This is a genomic window from Peribacillus simplex NBRC 15720 = DSM 1321 (genome assembly GCF_002243645.1).
GTDB classification, from domain to species: Bacteria; Bacillota; Bacilli; order Bacillales; family DSM-1321; genus Peribacillus; species Peribacillus simplex.
In genome coordinates, this window is the sequence record NZ_CP017704.1 from 4,301,376 (window position 1) to 4,318,975 (window position 17,600).

The following is a 17,600-nucleotide window of genomic DNA, read 5'->3' on the forward strand; positions in this document are numbered from 1 at the left end:
GTTTTTTTTTGTCGAATAGTAGATATTCCCTTTTAATAACTTTTTTATCCATATCATATAGACGGGGTCGAAAGAATGAGATAAACTGTTTTCAGAATATTATTTTTATTCTGATATTCTATTTGTTTAAAAGAACATACAAAACAAGGGGGTTTCAAATGAAGAAGAAAAAGCTAGCAGGAGTGTTTCTATCACTTTCATTGGTTGCAGGGGCGCTGGCAGGTTGTAGCGGCGACTCAAAAACTAGCAGTTCAGGCGGGGGCTCATCAAAATCGGGTGACACGATAAAAATTGGGGCAAACCTTGAATTATCCGGAGGTACGGCATCATTCGGCCAATCGGCTGCAGATGGTTTGAAACTGGCCATCGATGAAATTAATAAAGAAGGCATCGACGGTAAAAAACTGGAAATTGTCAAGGTTGATAATAAATCAGATGCAGCCGAAGCTACAAGCGGTTCGATCAAGTTAGTCAGCCAGGACAAAGTCGTGGCTGTAGTCGGATCTGCGACAAGCACGAATACATTGGCACAGGTTCAGGTCGCACAGGATAATAAAGTTCCTCTACTTACACCAACTGCAACAAATCCCGACATTACAAACAAAGCTGGAAAATTAAATGATTATGTATTCAGAACTTGCTTTATCGATCCATTCCAAGGTACAGTGGCAGCCAATTTCGCATCTGACGAAATAGGGGCTAAGACGGCTGCGATCTATGTGGATAGCGCAAGTGATTATTCTAAAGGACTGGCCGCAGCTTTTAAAGAAGCGTTCACTGCCAAGGGCGGTAAAATCGTGGCGGAAGAAGCTTATGTAACTAAAGATACTGATTTCCGCTCTACATTGACACGTATCAAATCCGCAAAACCAGAGTTCGTATTCCTTCCTGGTTATTATGAAGAAGTCGGATTGATCTTAAAACAGGCACGTGAAGACGGCATAGACCTTCCATTCATGGGTGGAGACGGCTGGGATTCCCCGAAGGTCGTTGAAATTGCCGGAGCGGAGGCTTTAAAAAATACTTATATCACGAATCACTATTCACCGGAAGATGAAGATGCAAAAATCCAGGATTTCGTTGCAGCCTTCGAAAAGGAATACGATAAAACACCGGATGCCTTTGCCGCACTTGGCTATGACACTGGGTACTACCTGGCTGATGCCATAAAGAGATCTGGAGATGCTTCTCCCGAAAAAATCAGACAAGCGTTGGAAGATGTCAAAGATCTTCAATTAGTTTCCGGAACGCTGAACCTTGATGAAAATCATGATCCGATCAAATCGGCGACCATCTTGGAATATGTAGATGGCAAACAAAAATTCAAAACAAAAATCAATCCATAATACCTTACGTGGATAGGGGGCAAGTCCCCCCTATTCTATATTCACTTAAAAAACACCTTAACGGGGAGAGTGCAATATGGAACTGATTCAGCAATTGGTAAATGGCATTTCACTCGGAAGCATTTATGCTTTGATCGCGCTTGGTTATACGATGGTATATGGAATCGTCAAGCTCATAAACTTCGCCCATGGCGACGTATTCATGGTCGGTTCATTTGTAGGGTTTTACGCCATTACCGTAATGGACTTATCCTTCATCCCAGCTTTATTGATTTCGATGGTCACATGTGCCATCTTTGGCGTTTTAATTGAACGCATTGCTTATAAACCCCTTCGTAATGCAACACGGATTGCGGCCTTGATAACGGCCATCGGTGTTTCCCTTCTGATAGAAAATGGGCTGATTTACATCCGGGGCGCCCAGCCGGAAGCCTATCCAAATAACGTCCTTCCGATGGATAAACTCGATATATTTGGAGTTTCCATCAGCAGTCAATCGATATTGATCTTATCTGTATCCATCATTTTAATGATCATCCTACAATTCGTTGTCCATAAAACCAAAATCGGCAAAGCGATGCGTGCCGTTTCATTCGATTCCGAAGCCGCTAAGCTGATGGGAATCAATGTGAATAATACGATTTCAGCTACGTTCGCCATAGGTTCGGCCCTGGCAGGGGCGGCTGGTGTCATTTTTGGAATCTACTATATTAAAATCGAGCCGTTGATGGGTGTCCTTCCTGGCCTTAAAGCATTTGTTGCAGCCGTCTTGGGCGGAATCGGCATCATTCCGGGAGCGATGGTCGGCGGTCTACTGCTTGGAGTGATCGAGGCTTTGGTCAGTGCAGCCGGTTACTCATTATGGCGTGATGGTGTGGCTTTCGTAGTACTTATCTTGATTTTGATTTTCTTGCCGCAGGGACTGTTCGGTAAAAATAAAAGAGAAAAAGTATAGGGGAGACATGGCGATGACTACTTTAAAGAATTCAAAGGGTTTTTGGATCTCGATCGTGCTCGCACTTATTTTTTTCGGAATCATGCAGTACACCATTTCAAACGGTATGCTCAATCCCTTTTATATCAACACGCTCATGTTCATCGGCATCAATATAATGCTGGCGACGAGCCTTCATTTAATCATTGGAATAACCGGCCAGTTCTCGATCGGGCATGCAGGTTTTTTAGCGGTCGGGGCCTATGCTTCCGCAGTCATGACAATGAAGCTGGAACTTCCTTTCATCATAGCTATATTGGCTGGGGGCGTAATAGCCGCTGTTGCGGGTATGGTGATCGGGATACCCAGCTTGCGTCTGAAGGGGGATTACCTGGCGATTGCTACCCTTGGATTTGGGGAAATTGTCCGGATCGTCCTTTTGAATATTGAATATGTAGGCGGTGCAAGCGGGATGCAGGTATCCCACCTGACTACTTGGCCATGGGTTTTTGCCTGTGTCATGATCACCGTCTTAGTCATCAGGAATTTCACCAATTCGACTCATGGACGTGCATGCATATCCGTAAGGGAAGATGAAACGGCGGCTGATGCGATGGGAATCAATACGACCTATTATAAAGTGGCGGCTTTTGTCATCGGAGCTTTTTTTGCCGGAATTGCCGGATCGCTTTATGCCCATAATTTTTATATTATCCAGCCATCGAATTTCGGTTTCCTAAAATCCTTCGATATACTGATTTTCGTCGTACTTGGCGGTCTTGGAAGTCTTTCAGGTTCGGTTTTGGCTGCCATTTTACTGACGATCGTGACGACATTCCTTCAGGATTATCCGGAAACGAGGATGATCATCTACAGCCTTGTCCTGATCCTGATGATGATCTTCCGCCCACAGGGTTTAATGGGAACAAGAGAAATCACATCATTGTTCACACATAAAAAAACGAAAGGGGGCCCAAAGGATGGAAGCCACAATACCGTTGCTTAAAGTAGATTCGGTGGGTATCCGTTTTGGCGGATTGAAAGCCGTTTCCGATGTGAACGTGGAATTATTTCCAGGGGAACTTGTAGGCCTGATTGGACCGAATGGGGCAGGGAAAACGACCTTCTTCAATTTATTGACGGGTGTGTATGTCCCTACAGAAGGGACGATTGCCTTGAACGGGGAAAATTTAAATAAGCAGCCGCCTTATAAAATTACGAGAAAAGGGATATCGAGGACCTTTCAAAATATCCGCCTTTTCAGTGAGCTATCCGTAATCGATAACGTGAAGGTTGCTTACCACTCACTTGCCAAGCATGGAATTCCAAGCTCCATATTCCGGCTGCCGGGACATTTTTCCGGGGAAAAGGAAATGGATGAAAAGGCGTTGGAATTCTTGAGGATACTTAACCTCGATCATTTTAAGGATGAAAAAGCGAAGAATCTCCCATACGGACAGCAAAGGCGGCTGGAAATCGCCCGTGCTCTTGCCGCCAATCCGAAACTTCTTTTACTGGACGAACCCGCAGCTGGGATGAACCCGCATGAAACAAAAGAATTGATGAACCTCATTGCTTTTATCCGGAAGGAATTCAACCTTACCGTTTTGCTAATCGAACATGATATGTCACTGGTCATGGGGGTATGCGAACGGATTTATGTCCTTGATCATGGACAGCTTATCGCTCACGGAAAGCCGGAAGAAATCCGGAACGATCCAAAGGTTATCGAGGCATATCTAGGGGAGGAGGTTTCCTGATGCTGAAAATAGAGGACATCAATGTTTATTATGGCAATATCCAAGCGTTAAAAGGGGTTTCCATGGAGATAAACGAAGGGGAGATCGTGACTTTGATCGGGGCGAACGGAGCGGGAAAAAGCACACTGCTCAAAACGATTTCCGGACTGTTAAAACCAAAGCAAGGAAAAGTCCTGTTCGAAGGCAATCCGATCGGAGGAAAAGCTGCACAGTCCATCGTGAAAATGGGCATATCCCATGTACCTGAAGGGCGGCGTGTCTTCGCCAACATGACGGTTGCCGAAAACCTGGAGCTTGGGGCTTATTTGCGAAAAGACAAAGAGGGCATCAATAAAGATATGGAAAAGGTCCATGAGTTATTTCCGAGGCTGCTGGAGAGAATCAAGCAGCAGGCCGGCACCCTATCCGGCGGAGAACAGCAGATGCTTGCAATGGGCCGGGCTTTAATGGCGAAACCACGTTTATTACTGCTCGATGAACCTTCGATGGGCCTTGCACCACTTCTGGTGAAGCAAATATTCAACATCATTCAGGAAATCAGTGAGTCCGGCACAACGATCCTTTTGGTCGAGCAAAACGCCAACCTCGCTTTATCCATTGCAGATCGGGCCTATGTTGTTGAAACGGGCCGAATCGTCCTGTCGGGCAATGCCGAGGAACTAACATCAAGTGAAGAAATAAAAATGGCCTATTTAGGAGGCCACTGAACCGCCGTTTGGCGGTTTTTTTAATTGATATTGGGATATGCAAAATATACAGGAAGATAAAAAGGCTCAGGAGATTCATGCATGATTTTATACATCCAATATAGTATTATTCAATTTTGATATAGGAATTAAGACTAAAAAAGCACGAAAAAACTGGGTTTAATTCCCTATCAATATACTTGTATTTTGGCAAAAATGTAATTAATAGGATGAAAAAAATAAGAGAATGAATAAAATTTTTTGATCAGTAAATAAGGAGTTTAAAATATCAATATAATTTAATTATCAGTTTTTTCTGATTATACCGCCTATTTTCACAATATTTAAAATATATAAAGATAAAAATGATATAGACTCCCTGTGAAAAATATCCTATTTAGCGGAATCTTCTCGCAATTATTGTATAGACGGAATGAAAATTATGCGGTAAACTATTTTTCGAAATATTAATTTAATTTGAAACATTTCATCTAATCAATTTTTTTCTGAAGCATTATGAATAAATATTCATGCATCAGAGCTTGATTACAAAATGGGGGGATTATTTATGAAAAAGAAAAAATTAGCAAGTGCATTCCTTTCTCTAACACTTGCTGCAGGAGTGCTAGCGGGTTGTTCCGGCTCTGGTTCATCTGAAAAATCAAGCGGGGATGGAGATACGATCAAGATCGGTGTCAACCTTGAGTTATCAGGCGGTGTCGCTTCATATGGACAATCGATTGCAGAAGGCCTGGAGCTTGCAACTGCAGAAATCAATAAAGAAGGCATTGACGGTAAAAAAATCAAACTAATTAAAGTCGATAATAAATCTGAAGCGTCCGAAGCGACAAGCGGAGCGATCAAGCTGACATCACAAGATCAGGTTGCAGCGATCGTAGGGGCAGCGACAAGCACGAACTCAATTGCACAAGTACAGATTGCACAGGATAATAAAGTGCCAGTCATCTCACCTTCTGGTACAAGCCCTGAAATCACTTTCAGCAAGGATAAATTGAATGATTACATTTTCAGGACAAGCTTCATCGATCCGTTCCAAGGGACGGTAGCTGCGAACTTTGCCAGTAAAGAAATCAAAGCGAAAAGTGCAGCCATCTATATTGACAGCGCAAGTGATTATTCAAAAGGGTTAGCCGCAGCCTTTAAAGAACAATTCGAAAAAAATGGCGGAAAGATCGTAGCTGAGGAAGCTTACATTGCCAAGGATACTGACTTCCGTTCCACATTGACTCGTTTGAAATCGGCAAAACCTGATTTCATTTTCCTTCCTGGTTACTATGAGGAAGCTGGTCTGATCGTGAAGCAGGCACGGGAAACTGGACTTGACGTTCCATTCATGGGCGGCGACGGCTGGGATTCTCCTAAGCTAATTGAAATTGCCGGTGCAAAAGCTCTAAATAATACGTTCATCACGAACCATTATTCTTCAGGTGACCCTGATAAGAAAATTCAGAATTTTGTGTCAGCGTTTAAAGCGAAGTACAAAGATAAATCCCCGGATGCATTTAACGCTCTAGGATATGACACAGGATACTTCCTTGCAGACGCGATTAAACGTGCTGGTTCAGCGGATTCAGAAAAAATCAAAGAAGCGCTGGAAAAAACGGCTGACCTTGAGCTTGTAACGGGTACATTCACATTGGATGAAAAACATAATCCAATCAAATCTGCTACCATCCTTGAATTTAAAGAGGGAAAACAAGTATTTAACACAAAAATCAATCCTTAATTTCGGAGAACAACTCCAACCCTTTCGCCGGCCCTTCATTAAAAAGAAGGTGCTGGCGAATTCTCATTTTTCAAGCATACCAGCTCGCTGAACATCCCCTAAGAGGAATGCAAAGAGCCTGGACTTATCACTTATAAAATATAGATTTTCAAGGAGAGTCGAACATGGAATTGATACAACAGTTAATAAACGGGGTTTCACTAGGAAGTATTTATGCCCTTATCGCTCTCGGATATACGATGGTTTACGGGATTGTTAAATTGATAAACTTCGCACATGGCGATGTATTCATGGTCGGCTCATTCGTTGGGTTTTACTCGATAACGGTTCTGGATTTGTCATTCGTGCCAGCCCTATTAATCTCGATGACGGTCTGTGCGCTGTTTGGGGTATTGATCGAGCGTATCGCGTACAAGCCATTGCGTAACGCAACACGTATTGCGGCACTTATCACTGCCATCGGTGTTTCCCTTTTAATCGAATACGGATTCATCTACGTCCGCGGTGCACAGCCGGAAGCTTATCCGAATGATGTATTGCCGACAGACAAGTTCAATATTTTTGGAGTTTCCATCAATAGTCAATCGGTTTTGATTTTTGGAGTGGCTGTAGTCCTGATGATCATCCTTCAAATCATCGTTCATAAATCAAAAATAGGAAAAGCGATGCGTGCCGTTTCCTTCGACGCGGATGCTGCTAAGCTGATGGGGATAAATGTTGATAACACGATTTCTGCCACCTTTGCAATCGGTTCCGCTTTGGCTGGGGCAGCAGGCGTCATTTTCGGTATTTACTATATTAAGATCGAGCCGCTCATGGGTGTGCTTCCGGGATTGAAGGCATTCGTTGCCGCCGTACTTGGAGGGATCGGGATTATACCGGGCGCGATGGTCGGTGGACTATTGCTAGGTGTCATCGAAGCTTTGGTCAGTGCCGCCGGTTACTCATTATGGCGTGATGCTGTAGCCTTCGTCGTACTGATTCTTATCTTGATTTTCATGCCACAAGGCTTATTCGGTAAAAACAAAAAAGAAAAAGTATAGGGGAGACAAAGCAATGACTACAATTAAGCGAGCAAAAGGTTTTTGGCTCTCGATTTCACTATCATTGATCTTTTTCGCCGTAGTTCAAGTGTTAATCGGCGGCGGATCGCTAAATCCTTTTTATCAAAATACGCTCATGTTCATCGGGATCAATATCATTCTGGCAGCGAGCCTGCACTTGATCATCGGGATAACCGGACAATTCTCGATCGGACATGCCGGATTCCTGGCAGTCGGTGCCTATGCTTCAGCCGTTATGACGATGAAGCTGGAAATGCCATTTTATGCGGCATTGATAGTTGGCGGTTTGGCGTCAGCGGTGGCAGGTTTGATCATCGGAATTCCAAGCTTACGCTTAAAAGGTGACTACCTGGCGATTGCGACCCTGGGTTTTGGGGAAATCGTCCGGATCATGCTTTTGAATATTGATTATGTCGGCGGGGCGAGCGGCATACAGGTTTCCCATTTGACCACTTGGCCGTGGGTATTCGCTTCCGTCATCGTTACGATCATCGTCATCCGAAACTTTACTAGCTCGACCCATGGCAGGGCCTGCATATCGATCCGCGAGGACGAGACGGCTGCCGATTCGATGGGAATCAATACGACTTATTACAAAGTTGTCGCGTTTGCGATCGGTGCTTTTTTTGCCGGTATTGCTGGAGGGCTTTACGCTCATAACTTCTATATCATCCAGCCATCGAACTTCGGATTCCTGAAATCTTTCGACATTTTGATCCTAGTCGTACTTGGCGGTCTTGGAAGTCTTTCCGGTGCCGTATTGGCCGCGATATTACTGACGGTTGTCACGACTTTCCTGCAGGATTATCCGGAAACACGAATGATCATCTACAGCCTTGTGCTTATCGTGATGATGCTATATCGTCCACAGGGTTTAATGGGGACAAAAGAAATAACATCCATGTTCAAACGTAAAGGAGGAAGCAGCCATGAAAAAAATAAAAACACCGCTGCTTAAAGTCGATTCGGTCGGCATCCAGTTCGGAGGGCTCAAAGCCGTTTCTGATGTTAACGTCGAGTTATATCCAGGAGAACTAATTGGCTTGATTGGGCCGAACGGCGCTGGAAAAACAACTTTCTTTAACTTGCTGACAGGAGTTTACGTCCCGACAGAAGGCACGATTTCTTTAGAAGGTGAGAACTTAAGAAAACTGCCTCCATATAAAATCACGCAAAAAGGGATCAGCCGGACATTCCAGAACATTCGCTTATTCAGTGAACTATCCGTGATCGATAATGTAAAAGTAGCCTATCATTCGCTTTCGAAGCATGGCATTTTAAGTTCGATCTTCCGTATGCCGATTCATTTTAAAGGCGAAAAGGAAATGGATGAAAAGGCGATTGAGTTCCTGAAGATTTTCAACCTTGATCAATATAAGGATGAAAAGGCGAAGAACCTGCCATATGGTAAACAAAGACGTTTGGAAATCGCCCGTGCACTTGCAGCCAACCCGAAACTGCTTTTGCTGGATGAACCGGCTGCGGGGATGAACCCACAGGAAACGCATGAGCTCATGAACCTTATTGCCCTCATCCGTGAGAAATTTGATTTGACCGTATTATTGATAGAACATGATATGCCACTCGTCATGGGTGTTTGCGAACGCATATACGTACTCGATCACGGACAACTGATCGCTCAAGGAAAGCCTGAGGAAATCCGTAACAATCCAAAAGTCATCGAGGCCTATCTGGGCGAGGAGGTTTCATAATGTTAAAAATCGAGGACATCAACGTCTATTACGGAAACATTCAAGCCTTGAAAGGAATCTCGCTTTCTATTAACGAAGGCGAAATCGTAACCCTGATCGGGGCAAACGGAGCCGGGAAAAGCACGATGCTGAAAACCATTTCCGGCCTATTAAAACCAAAACAAGGGAAGATTATATACGAAGGGCAATCCATCGGCGGAAAGGCAGCACAATCCATCGTGAAAATGGGCATCTCCCATGTCCCTGAAGGCCGGCGGGTCTTTGCCAACATGACCGTAGAAGAAAACCTTCAGCTTGGTGCTTATTTACGTAAGGATAAGGCAGGCATCAAGCAGGATATGGAGAAAGTCTATGAATTATTCCCGCGTTTGCTAGAGCGCCTGAAACAACAATCCGGAACCCTTTCCGGCGGGGAACAGCAAATGCTCGCAATGGGCAGGGCACTCATGGCCAAGCCCCGGCTTCTGTTATTGGACGAGCCATCCATGGGACTTGCTCCATTATTGGTGAAGCAAATCTTTCATATCATCGAAGAAATCAATAAAACAGGTACAACGATTCTGCTGGTCGAACAAAATGCCAACTTAGCACTATCCATCGCGGACAGAGCCTATGTTGTCGAAACCGGCCGAATTGTCCTATCAGGCAAATCAGAGGAACTGACCGCAAGCGAAGAAATCAAGAATGCCTATTTAGGAGGACATTAAACCGTTTTATAGCGTTTCAGACTGCAGAGAAACTCGATGAATTTCGAGTTTGCCTGCAGTTTTTTTATTTGTAACTCGAACGTTGATTGGGACGTAGGGCACTCGCTTTCCGCGGGCGGTCCGCCCTCGCCGCTTCGCGTCTGCGGGGTCTCCCCTGGACTCGCTTTTCCCGCAGGAGTCTCGTACCTTCCACTCCAATCAACTTAGTTTTAATAGTAAGATAGAACTCCTTTTGCCTACAGTCTTTTTGAGGGATTGTTGATTTCCACTCCAGGCACTCGCTTTCCGCGGGCGGTCCGCCCTCGCCGCTTCGCGTCTGCGGGGTCTCCCCTGGACTCGCTTTTCCCTCAGGAGTCTCGTACCTTCCGCTCCAATCAACTTAGTTTTAATAGTAAGATAGAACTCCTTTTGCCTACAGTCTTTTTGAGGGATTGTTGATTTCCACTTCTGGACTCGCTTTCCGCGGGCGGATCGCCCTCGCCACTTCACGTCTGCGTGGTCTCTCTTGGACGAGCTTTTCCCGCAGGAGTCTCGTACCTTCCGTTCATATGAAATTTAGGCAGAACCTAATTTTTCCGGCAAACTGAGTCCGCTTTAAAGCGGTTTTTTGATTTTTAAATAAGCTATTTTAACTAGATAAAAAGGTTAGTAAAACCAAATCACACGGTATACAATCTAGTTAAGGATAATAGTAGAATGGGTTCATAATTAAATTTCATCCACAACTATTCTTAATCATATTTTTTGGAGTGATTTCATGCACAAACTTATTCAGGTTTTACTGCCGGTATTATTGCTGTTTATAATTCTTCCAATCTACAAGCCGAATTCTGCTTCTGCAGAAGAGACACCGCAATCCGATGGTGTCATCGTCAAATATAAAGAGACGAACGATGAGCCGATCAAAGAGTTGATAGAAAAGGTGGAGGTCCCTAAAGGGGAAACAACCGACAACCTGATCGAGGAACTTGAAGAACAGAAGAATGTGGAATATGCAGAACCAAACTATCTTTTCAAGAAGATGGAAAGCCCGAACGATCCAGCCTACATAGACCAGTGGCATCATAAAAAGCTTGGTACGAATGCAGCGTGGACAAAATCAACGGGATCAAATGAAATAATAGTGGCCATCATTGACGACGGCATCGATCGCAACCACGAAGATTTAAAAGGGAAGATCGTCAATGCCTATGATACGATAAACAATCGGAAGCATATCATACCAAAAGGGGCACATGGAACGCATATCGCTGGCATCATTGCCGGCTCTGCGAACAACGGCTTAGGCGGAACGGGTGTTGCTCCGAATGTTAAACTACTGCCGATTAACGTTTTTGATGGAGAGTATGCCGATACTGCTGATATCATTGAGGCGATACATTATGCCGTTCAGCAAAAGGCAAACATTATCAATATGAGCTTAGGAGATACCAGTTATTCGGAGGCCTTGAACAAGGCTGTCCAGGAAGCCTATAAAAAAGGCGTACTGATCGTCGCGGCTGCCGGGAATGAAGGGGATATGGGGAAAAATGTACAGCGTGTGTACCCAGCGGCATTCAGCCATGTCATTTCCGTTGCTGCCACTGACTCAAGGGACAAGCGTCCCAGTTATTCCAACTACCATTCAACAGTCGATATTGCGGCCCCTGGAGATGATATCCTTTCAACCTTGCCATATGGTAAATACGGCTGGATGAGCGGAACATCGATGGCCACGCCGATGGTTGCGGGTGTAGCGGCACTGATTTGGTCACATGAGCCCAAACTTAACAAAACCGAGGTAGAATACCGCCTCTATGATTCAGCCGTGGACCTAGGTACAAAAGGGAAGGACATATACTATGGAAACGGGCGGGTCAATGCCAAAAAAGCACTGGAGATGAAGACGCTAACCAAGCCGGCCGTGACCGCGATTTCCGATAAGGATACCAAGATCAATGGGAAAATTCCGACTGATTTCAAAACGGGGACCGTCTCCATTTATACCGATAAAAAACAACTCGCCACAGTGAAGATCAACGGCGAAAAAACGTTTACAGCGACTATCGCAAAACAAACAGCCGGAACGACAATCTCTACTAGGGTCATCGATAAATCGGGAAATAAAAGTATCCCGGTTTCATTTAAAGTGGCAGATAAAACGGCTCCTGCAAGACCGTCCGTAAATACGGTAGGTGACAATACCGTTAAAGTAACCGGCAAAGCAGAAGCGGGATCTTCCGTCACCGTCAAAACCGGCAGTACGGTTCTTGGCAAAGCAAATTCCAACAGTGCAGGGAATTTCACCGTAACGATGTCAAAAAAACAAAAGGCCGGAAAAGTCCTATCCGTTACAGCAACCGATAAAGCAGGAAATATAAGCTCGATCAAAACCGTGACCGTCGCAGACAAAACAGCACCAAGTAAACCGACGGTCAACACAGTAACCACAAAAACGACAAAAGTAACAGGCAAAGCAGAAGCCAACTCCACAATCTCCATCAAAGCATCAGGAAAAGTGATCGGCTCTGCCACAGCAACGACTAAAGGCACATTCTCGGTTAAAATTCCCAAGCAAAAAGCCGGGAAGAACTTATATACCTATGCCAAAGACAAAGCGAAAAACGTAAGCGAATCCAGAAAAGTCACGGTTAAAAAGTGATAAGAAAACGGCGGCCCCCAATATTCGATTTGGGGGCTGTTCTTGCTGCTATCTTCGTTTTATTTTAAAAACACAAATAAGGTGCTGCCATTACGTAGCACCCCAGCTTTACAATTTCTAAACGATTTCTTCTTGTTTTATTTTTTCTTTGATTGTAACCAGTCTAAAAAGTCATCCCTGAAAACCCTCTTGGACCTTTTTAAACGAATTAAAGGAAAATCGGGACTTCCCATGTATTCATCAGCAGTTCTTTCACTAACATTTAAATAATCTGCCAAATGCTCTACAGTTAATAATTCTGGTAGTTGTGATATCTCATCCGTTTCGTTCGTTATTATTTTTTCCCTTCTTTCATGAGTTACGTAATTTATATGCCCTTCTCCAATGCATACTGCTACTTTCTTAGAACACTTAGGACACGTCAGAGTATCAATTCTATCTTCCATAACAGAAAGACGAGATACTACGCCAAACAGTGTTTGACAATTTTTACATAAATAAGTATATACACCTTCCACTTTCAAATTTAACACTCCTTGACTTATCATTTTTTAAACTAACAAAATCTATAAGTAGCCAATCTGATATGTGATAGGCTTAAGCGCTTTTCACTAATCACTCTTCTATTATTGTGCTACCCCGAAGGTACTTCTCCATTGTTAAAGCCCTTCTCTAAAAAGAGAGGGGCTTAATTATTGTTTGTATAAATTAAAAATTCTTTTGTATCTCTAATATATTTATTTATATCAGCAATTAATTAAAAAAAGGAATAAACAATTATTCTGAATTGTCTATATTCCCTATATAACATCAAGAAGGAGAGTTACATAGCTTTAGTCATTGGAAGAACCCCGGGCTAATTCGTATACATAGGTGATGATATTAAGATTATTGTAGTTTTAACAGACGACGATGAAATGCTACGTCTTTGGATAGAGGCACTTAAAGAGTTAAAGTTGTACGATACAGACATTACCTACCTTTATTATGGAAGGATCAAAAGGCGTATTTGTCATGCGTAAAAGATGTGGCCAAAAAAAGAAATAGTTATGTATCATTCCACATCATTAGATATGAATATCGTTTATGTGACTATAAATAAGCTAAGGCAGGCTGTGAATCACGAGTTCCATCGGAGTGCAATCCTGCATTCTGACTAAGGCTTCCAATACACTTATTCCGCAATTTCAAAACAAAGTGAAGGAACTTGGGCTACCCAATCCATGTTCCGCAAGGGAAACTGTTGGGTTAATGATGCGACGATGGAAAGTTTTTTGGCCACTTTAAAGATATAGCAGAATCATTAACGGATGTGAAGAAAGAAGTTGATCGAGTTATTGAAGAATATAATGAGTGTCGTTATCAATAGGGGCTAAAGAAAATAGCCACGGTACAATACGGGGACCACTTATTAGCTTCATAGGCGCTTTTTTATACTGTCCGAAAAATGGGGCACAAATTTGAATCCCAATACCTGCTCATACCATTTAATCGCGGTATCCAAATCAGGTACAGCCAATCCAATGTTAGTAATTGCTGTCATATGTATCCCCCCTGATAATAAAATACCCTTTTAAGGTGAGGGACAAACGGCACCGTTTTGGACAAAAAAAAGAAGCAATAGTCAATATTGCTTCTTTGATTACATATATCGACCTCATGAAATTCTTTAAATCTCACCCTCTTCAAGCCTCCTATTATACTCAATTTTACTTATTAATCCCTTTGCATTACAGGTAAGACAATCTGTATAAATATCGTAGGCACCTGTACCTGCACAAACATGGCATTTAACATGAGTTTCCGGTATATCCTTATGCATGAATGAAAAAACTTTTCCAATATACTGCAGAATAATCATTCCCAAAACTCCTTTTTTTTCTATCATACAACGAAAAAGAGAGAAGGAAACAGGAAATACAATAACATTACTTAAAACAAATAAAACCATTACATAGTTTACATGGGGTTAAAAAATGCTTAATTTGATTCATGTGTATTAGGCTTGTGTCAGGAACAATTTCATTAAAGACCTTGTGGTTCTCTGGGGCTCTAGATCTTCGTATAAAACTGTTCTACAAGATCATTTCTGTTTTCACAAAAAAAGAACATCCATAAAGATGTCCTATAATGTGTAATTAATTCATTTTTCTTAAAATCCATAGGTAAGCCAATATTGAAATCCCCACAGAGACTGCTGACATTATGTAAATGCTTATATACCCGAAAAGATAGCCGATTTGTCCGAAGAGGATGGCACCGAAACCGATTCCAAGATCAAAGAAGGAATAGAAAGTGGCATTGGCCATACCTTTTCGGTTTCGGGCAGCGTGTTCAAGAGACCACGCTTGAAGAGCGGGTTGGACAGCACCGAATCCAATGCCATAAAAAATAGCTGCCATATACAGAATCATGTTACTTGGCATCCAGGCTAGCAATAGCATCGCTACTACGATAAAAAGAGTAGACGGAATGAAGACAGCTTGATGTCCTTTTTGATCATAGATTTTTCCAGCAAACATACGTGTGAAAATAAGGGCTAAAGCGTAAAGAAAAAAGTATCCTTGAATACCTGTCAGACCTTTTTCGATTGTATAGAGCGGTAAGAAGGTAGCAGTCCCGCCAAAAGTTACCGTGATGAAAAAAACAAGAACGGATGGAGCAACAGCGCTTTTTTCATAAATGTCAAACCTATTAGTTTTTACTGGGACAGAAGCATGATCTACTTTTTTATAAGTAATTGTTGAAGCCATGATCCAAGCTGCCAGGCTTAATACTCCGCAAAATAAAAACAAATGTTGAAAGGTTAAAACATCCGCTAAGAAAAGCCCAAATGAAGGACCAAAAGCCATTGCCAAATTACCCGATAAAGTGAAGTATCCCATTCCCTCACCCCGAAGCTTTGCCGGGATAAGATCGGAGGCAATCGTACCTGATGCGGTGGTCGTATATCCCCAGCCAATCCCTTGTACAATCCTCATAGCGCATAGAAGGAAAATACTCATCATAAATCCAAACGAGCCAATCGCTACAGCCAAAAGGGCTAGACCGAACAGGAAAACAAAACGTCTACCTTTTGTTTCCAAGGCCTGTCCAGCAAAGGGGCGGACAATCAGAGCAGAAAATAAAAACATGCCAGCAACTAACCCAATATACCGTTCATTTCCGCCAAGCTCTTTTACAAAAAGCGGGAGGGTAGGGGAAGTCATCTGAAAGGATAAAAAAACAAAGAAGTTAGCTAAGAAAATCATAATAAAATCACGTGTCCAGATTCTATTAGAAACCGGAAGTTCTTCTTTTAACAAGGGTACACCCATAATAGTTATTCTCCTCAATTGATAGTAATTATCATTCTCATTTTACTAAAGTTATAGAGAACAATCTATAAAAATTAAGTGATCACTATAAATCTAAGTAATATTGACTATTACAAAATAAAAAGAGCCCCAGGGCTCTAAAATAAACTATTAATGATCAACTTTATCCATCCGATAAAAGAAATCCATAACGGTATGCTCAAAGATGTACCAAACAAAAGTCCTTTAAAGAAATTCCCTTCATTTTTACCAACCATATTGAACACACCTCTCGGCTTGGTTTTCTTGTGATAATTATAAATAAAAACGCTCTATTTGTATGAGGCATTTGATGCATTTCTACTATATTATACAGGGCGCTTTGAGAAGAGTTTTCGCGTTGATCGTGATGACTTGGAAACACTAAGTTTCATTAATCATGGACTTGGGGGGATTCAATAGAGGATTTGCTGGAAGGAAAGCTAAATAAAGAGGTAATACAAGATAATCCGGATCTGATTATTTTTGAAAATTCGCTGATAAATAATCATTATCAATCACTTAGCTTGGAACAGACGGAAAAAGATTTGGAAAATATCATGACAAAGTTACAGAAAGAGCTGCCGAATGCAAAAATTCTAATCATTTCACCAAACCCAAATAGTAAAATGGAGTATAGTTTAGGGTTGAATTATTTGGATTATATTCAAGCTTTCGAGCAGGTCATCAAAACGAATAAATGGGCATAAATGAATAGTAAAGAGGGATAGAAAAGAAGCTAAAGAGAAAGAATAGGAGATTGGCTGATATACTGACTAATGTTAACATCCATCCTAATTACCAAGGGCATTACATATGGTTCGAGGCGATTGAGGAATATTTTAAAAAGTAATAAAAGGGGGAAAAGTAGCTATATCCACTTTTCTCCTTTTAAAGTTTACTCTTTGCATTTGCACCTAAAGAAAGCGGTATCATAATTTCTCAATCCTTAAAGACATCACTTTCTATCTTGAATAAATTCGCGCATTTCCTCTTTCGATATTCCTGAACCCATAATATCCTGCATAATTTCCATCCACTCTTCATCCATGCCCTTGTCTGCTTGTTCATTCAATAGAGCATCGACCTTAATACAAAGGATTCTAGCGATTTTTTCCAAAACTAAAATAGTAGGGTTTGTTTGAAGGTTTCTTTCCAGTGAGCTTATATAGGATTTGGCAACGCCGGATTTTGCGGAGAGTTCACTAATTGACATATTCCTTTCTTCCCTAAGCAATTTAACTCGGTAACCTATCATATAGACCACACCTAACCATTAATATGAAAATTATATACTCATTTAAACTATTACTTTTAGTTTACACATTTTCCTTTCATTTTTAATGATAACTAGGCACTAAAATACTTGACACAATTATATGTATAAACGGATTTTCCGGTTTTGGTAGGCATTTAGTTAGGTTATTTCTAGAAAATATTGTTAAATAACAAAAAGACCTAACAAATTATGGCAATGGGTGTATACTAAGGATTAATAAAATTGCTGGTGAAAATATTCTGGAAAACGGGGTATTTAATGTGATTAATACAATATAAAAATTAACAATTATTACCTTTGTATTACTATTTTCTTTTTTGTAAAATTACTTTGGCATTTGAAAAGTATTCTTTGATTGTAATTTCCATGTAAATTTCCTTGAAAATACA

Annotated in this window: 17 protein-coding genes; 12 read left to right on the plus strand and 5 right to left on the minus strand. The window is 41.9% G+C overall.

Annotated elements, in window-relative coordinates; all coding sequences use genetic code 11:
• Positions 1 to 158 precede the first annotated feature (158 nt).
• From BS1321_RS20750 to BS1321_RS20805, 11 genes are all read left to right on the plus strand, one after another.
• Positions 159 to 1,346, plus strand: a complete 1,188-nt coding sequence (locus BS1321_RS20750; RefSeq protein WP_063232906.1) for an ABC transporter substrate-binding protein — start codon at positions 159 to 161, stop codon at positions 1,344 to 1,346.
• A gap of 76 nt (positions 1,347 to 1,422) precedes the next feature.
• Positions 1,423 to 2,301, plus strand: a complete 879-nt coding sequence (locus BS1321_RS20755) for a branched-chain amino acid ABC transporter permease (RefSeq protein ID WP_063232907.1) — start codon at positions 1,423 to 1,425, stop codon at positions 2,299 to 2,301.
• Positions 2,302 to 2,314: 13 nt separating this feature from the next.
• Positions 2,315 to 3,286, plus strand: coding sequence for a branched-chain amino acid ABC transporter permease (locus tag BS1321_RS20760; protein ID WP_063232908.1), 972 nt, complete (start codon positions 2,315 to 2,317; stop codon positions 3,284 to 3,286).
• Positions 3,261 to 4,040 (plus strand): ABC transporter ATP-binding protein, encoded by a 780-nt coding sequence (locus tag BS1321_RS20765; protein ID WP_063232909.1) that lies wholly within the window; start codon positions 3,261 to 3,263, stop codon positions 4,038 to 4,040. Before BS1321_RS20760 ends, BS1321_RS20765 begins: the two co-directional genes overlap by 26 nt.
• A complete protein-coding gene (locus tag BS1321_RS20770; protein ID WP_063232910.1) occupies positions 4,040 to 4,747 on the plus strand; it encodes an ABC transporter ATP-binding protein in 708 nt (235 codons plus the stop codon). The genes BS1321_RS20765 and BS1321_RS20770 overlap by 1 nt, the downstream gene beginning before the upstream one ends.
• A gap of 547 nt (positions 4,748 to 5,294) precedes the next feature.
• Entirely contained in the window at positions 5,295 to 6,473 is a 1,179-nt protein-coding gene (locus BS1321_RS20775; RefSeq protein ID WP_063232911.1) for an ABC transporter substrate-binding protein, read from the plus strand.
• Positions 6,474 to 6,637: 164 nt separating this feature from the next.
• Positions 6,638 to 7,516 (plus strand): branched-chain amino acid ABC transporter permease, encoded by an 879-nt coding sequence (locus BS1321_RS20780; RefSeq protein ID WP_063232912.1) that lies wholly within the window; start codon positions 6,638 to 6,640, stop codon positions 7,514 to 7,516.
• A gap of 13 nt (positions 7,517 to 7,529) precedes the next feature.
• Positions 7,530 to 8,495: a branched-chain amino acid ABC transporter permease gene (locus BS1321_RS20785; protein ID WP_063232913.1), complete on the plus strand. Its 966-nt coding sequence runs from the start codon at positions 7,530 to 7,532 to the stop codon at positions 8,493 to 8,495.
• Positions 8,467 to 9,249: an ABC transporter ATP-binding protein gene (locus BS1321_RS20790; RefSeq protein ID WP_034308746.1), complete on the plus strand. Its 783-nt coding sequence runs from the start codon at positions 8,467 to 8,469 to the stop codon at positions 9,247 to 9,249. The genes BS1321_RS20785 and BS1321_RS20790 overlap by 29 nt, the downstream gene beginning before the upstream one ends.
• Positions 9,249 to 9,956, plus strand: coding sequence for an ABC transporter ATP-binding protein (locus BS1321_RS20795; RefSeq protein WP_063232914.1), 708 nt, complete (start codon positions 9,249 to 9,251; stop codon positions 9,954 to 9,956). The genes BS1321_RS20790 and BS1321_RS20795 overlap by 1 nt, the downstream gene beginning before the upstream one ends.
• 757 nt (positions 9,957 to 10,713) lie before the next feature.
• A complete protein-coding gene (locus BS1321_RS20805) occupies positions 10,714 to 12,597 on the plus strand; it encodes a S8 family peptidase (RefSeq protein ID WP_063232915.1) in 1,884 nt (627 codons plus the stop codon).
• A 137-nt stretch (positions 12,598 to 12,734) separates the two neighbouring features.
• Here BS1321_RS20805 and BS1321_RS20810 read toward each other — a convergent pair whose 3' ends face one another.
• From BS1321_RS20810 to BS1321_RS20820, 4 genes are all read right to left on the minus strand, one after another.
• A complete protein-coding gene (locus tag BS1321_RS20810) occupies positions 12,735 to 13,115 on the minus strand; it encodes a helix-turn-helix domain-containing protein (RefSeq protein WP_232522823.1) in 381 nt (126 codons plus the stop codon).
• An 899-nt stretch (positions 13,116 to 14,014) separates the two neighbouring features.
• The gene (locus BS1321_RS27620; RefSeq protein ID WP_155726457.1) at positions 14,015 to 14,140 is read right to left on the minus strand and encodes a VOC family protein; all 126 of its coding nucleotides are present in this window, start codon (positions 14,138 to 14,140) and stop codon (positions 14,015 to 14,017) included.
• Between the two features lie 126 nt (positions 14,141 to 14,266).
• Positions 14,267 to 14,458 carry a hypothetical protein gene (locus BS1321_RS20815; protein ID WP_063232917.1) on the minus strand — a complete coding sequence of 64 codons (192 nt, stop codon included), beginning with the start codon at positions 14,456 to 14,458 and terminating at the stop codon, positions 14,267 to 14,269.
• Positions 14,459 to 14,735: 277 nt separating this feature from the next.
• Positions 14,736 to 15,914, minus strand: coding sequence for an MFS transporter (locus tag BS1321_RS20820; protein ID WP_063232918.1), 1,179 nt, complete (start codon positions 15,912 to 15,914; stop codon positions 14,736 to 14,738).
• 446 nt (positions 15,915 to 16,360) lie between these two features.
• Between BS1321_RS20820 and BS1321_RS20825 the strand changes: the two genes are divergently transcribed.
• Positions 16,361 to 16,642 carry an SGNH/GDSL hydrolase family protein gene (locus BS1321_RS20825; RefSeq protein ID WP_063232919.1) on the plus strand — a complete coding sequence of 94 codons (282 nt, stop codon included), beginning with the start codon at positions 16,361 to 16,363 and terminating at the stop codon, positions 16,640 to 16,642.
• A 248-nt stretch (positions 16,643 to 16,890) separates the two neighbouring features.
• Here BS1321_RS20825 and BS1321_RS20830 read toward each other — a convergent pair whose 3' ends face one another.
• Entirely contained in the window at positions 16,891 to 17,190 is a 300-nt protein-coding gene (locus tag BS1321_RS20830) for a helix-turn-helix domain-containing protein (protein ID WP_063232920.1), read from the minus strand.
• Between the last annotated feature and the right edge of the window lie 410 nt (positions 17,191 to 17,600).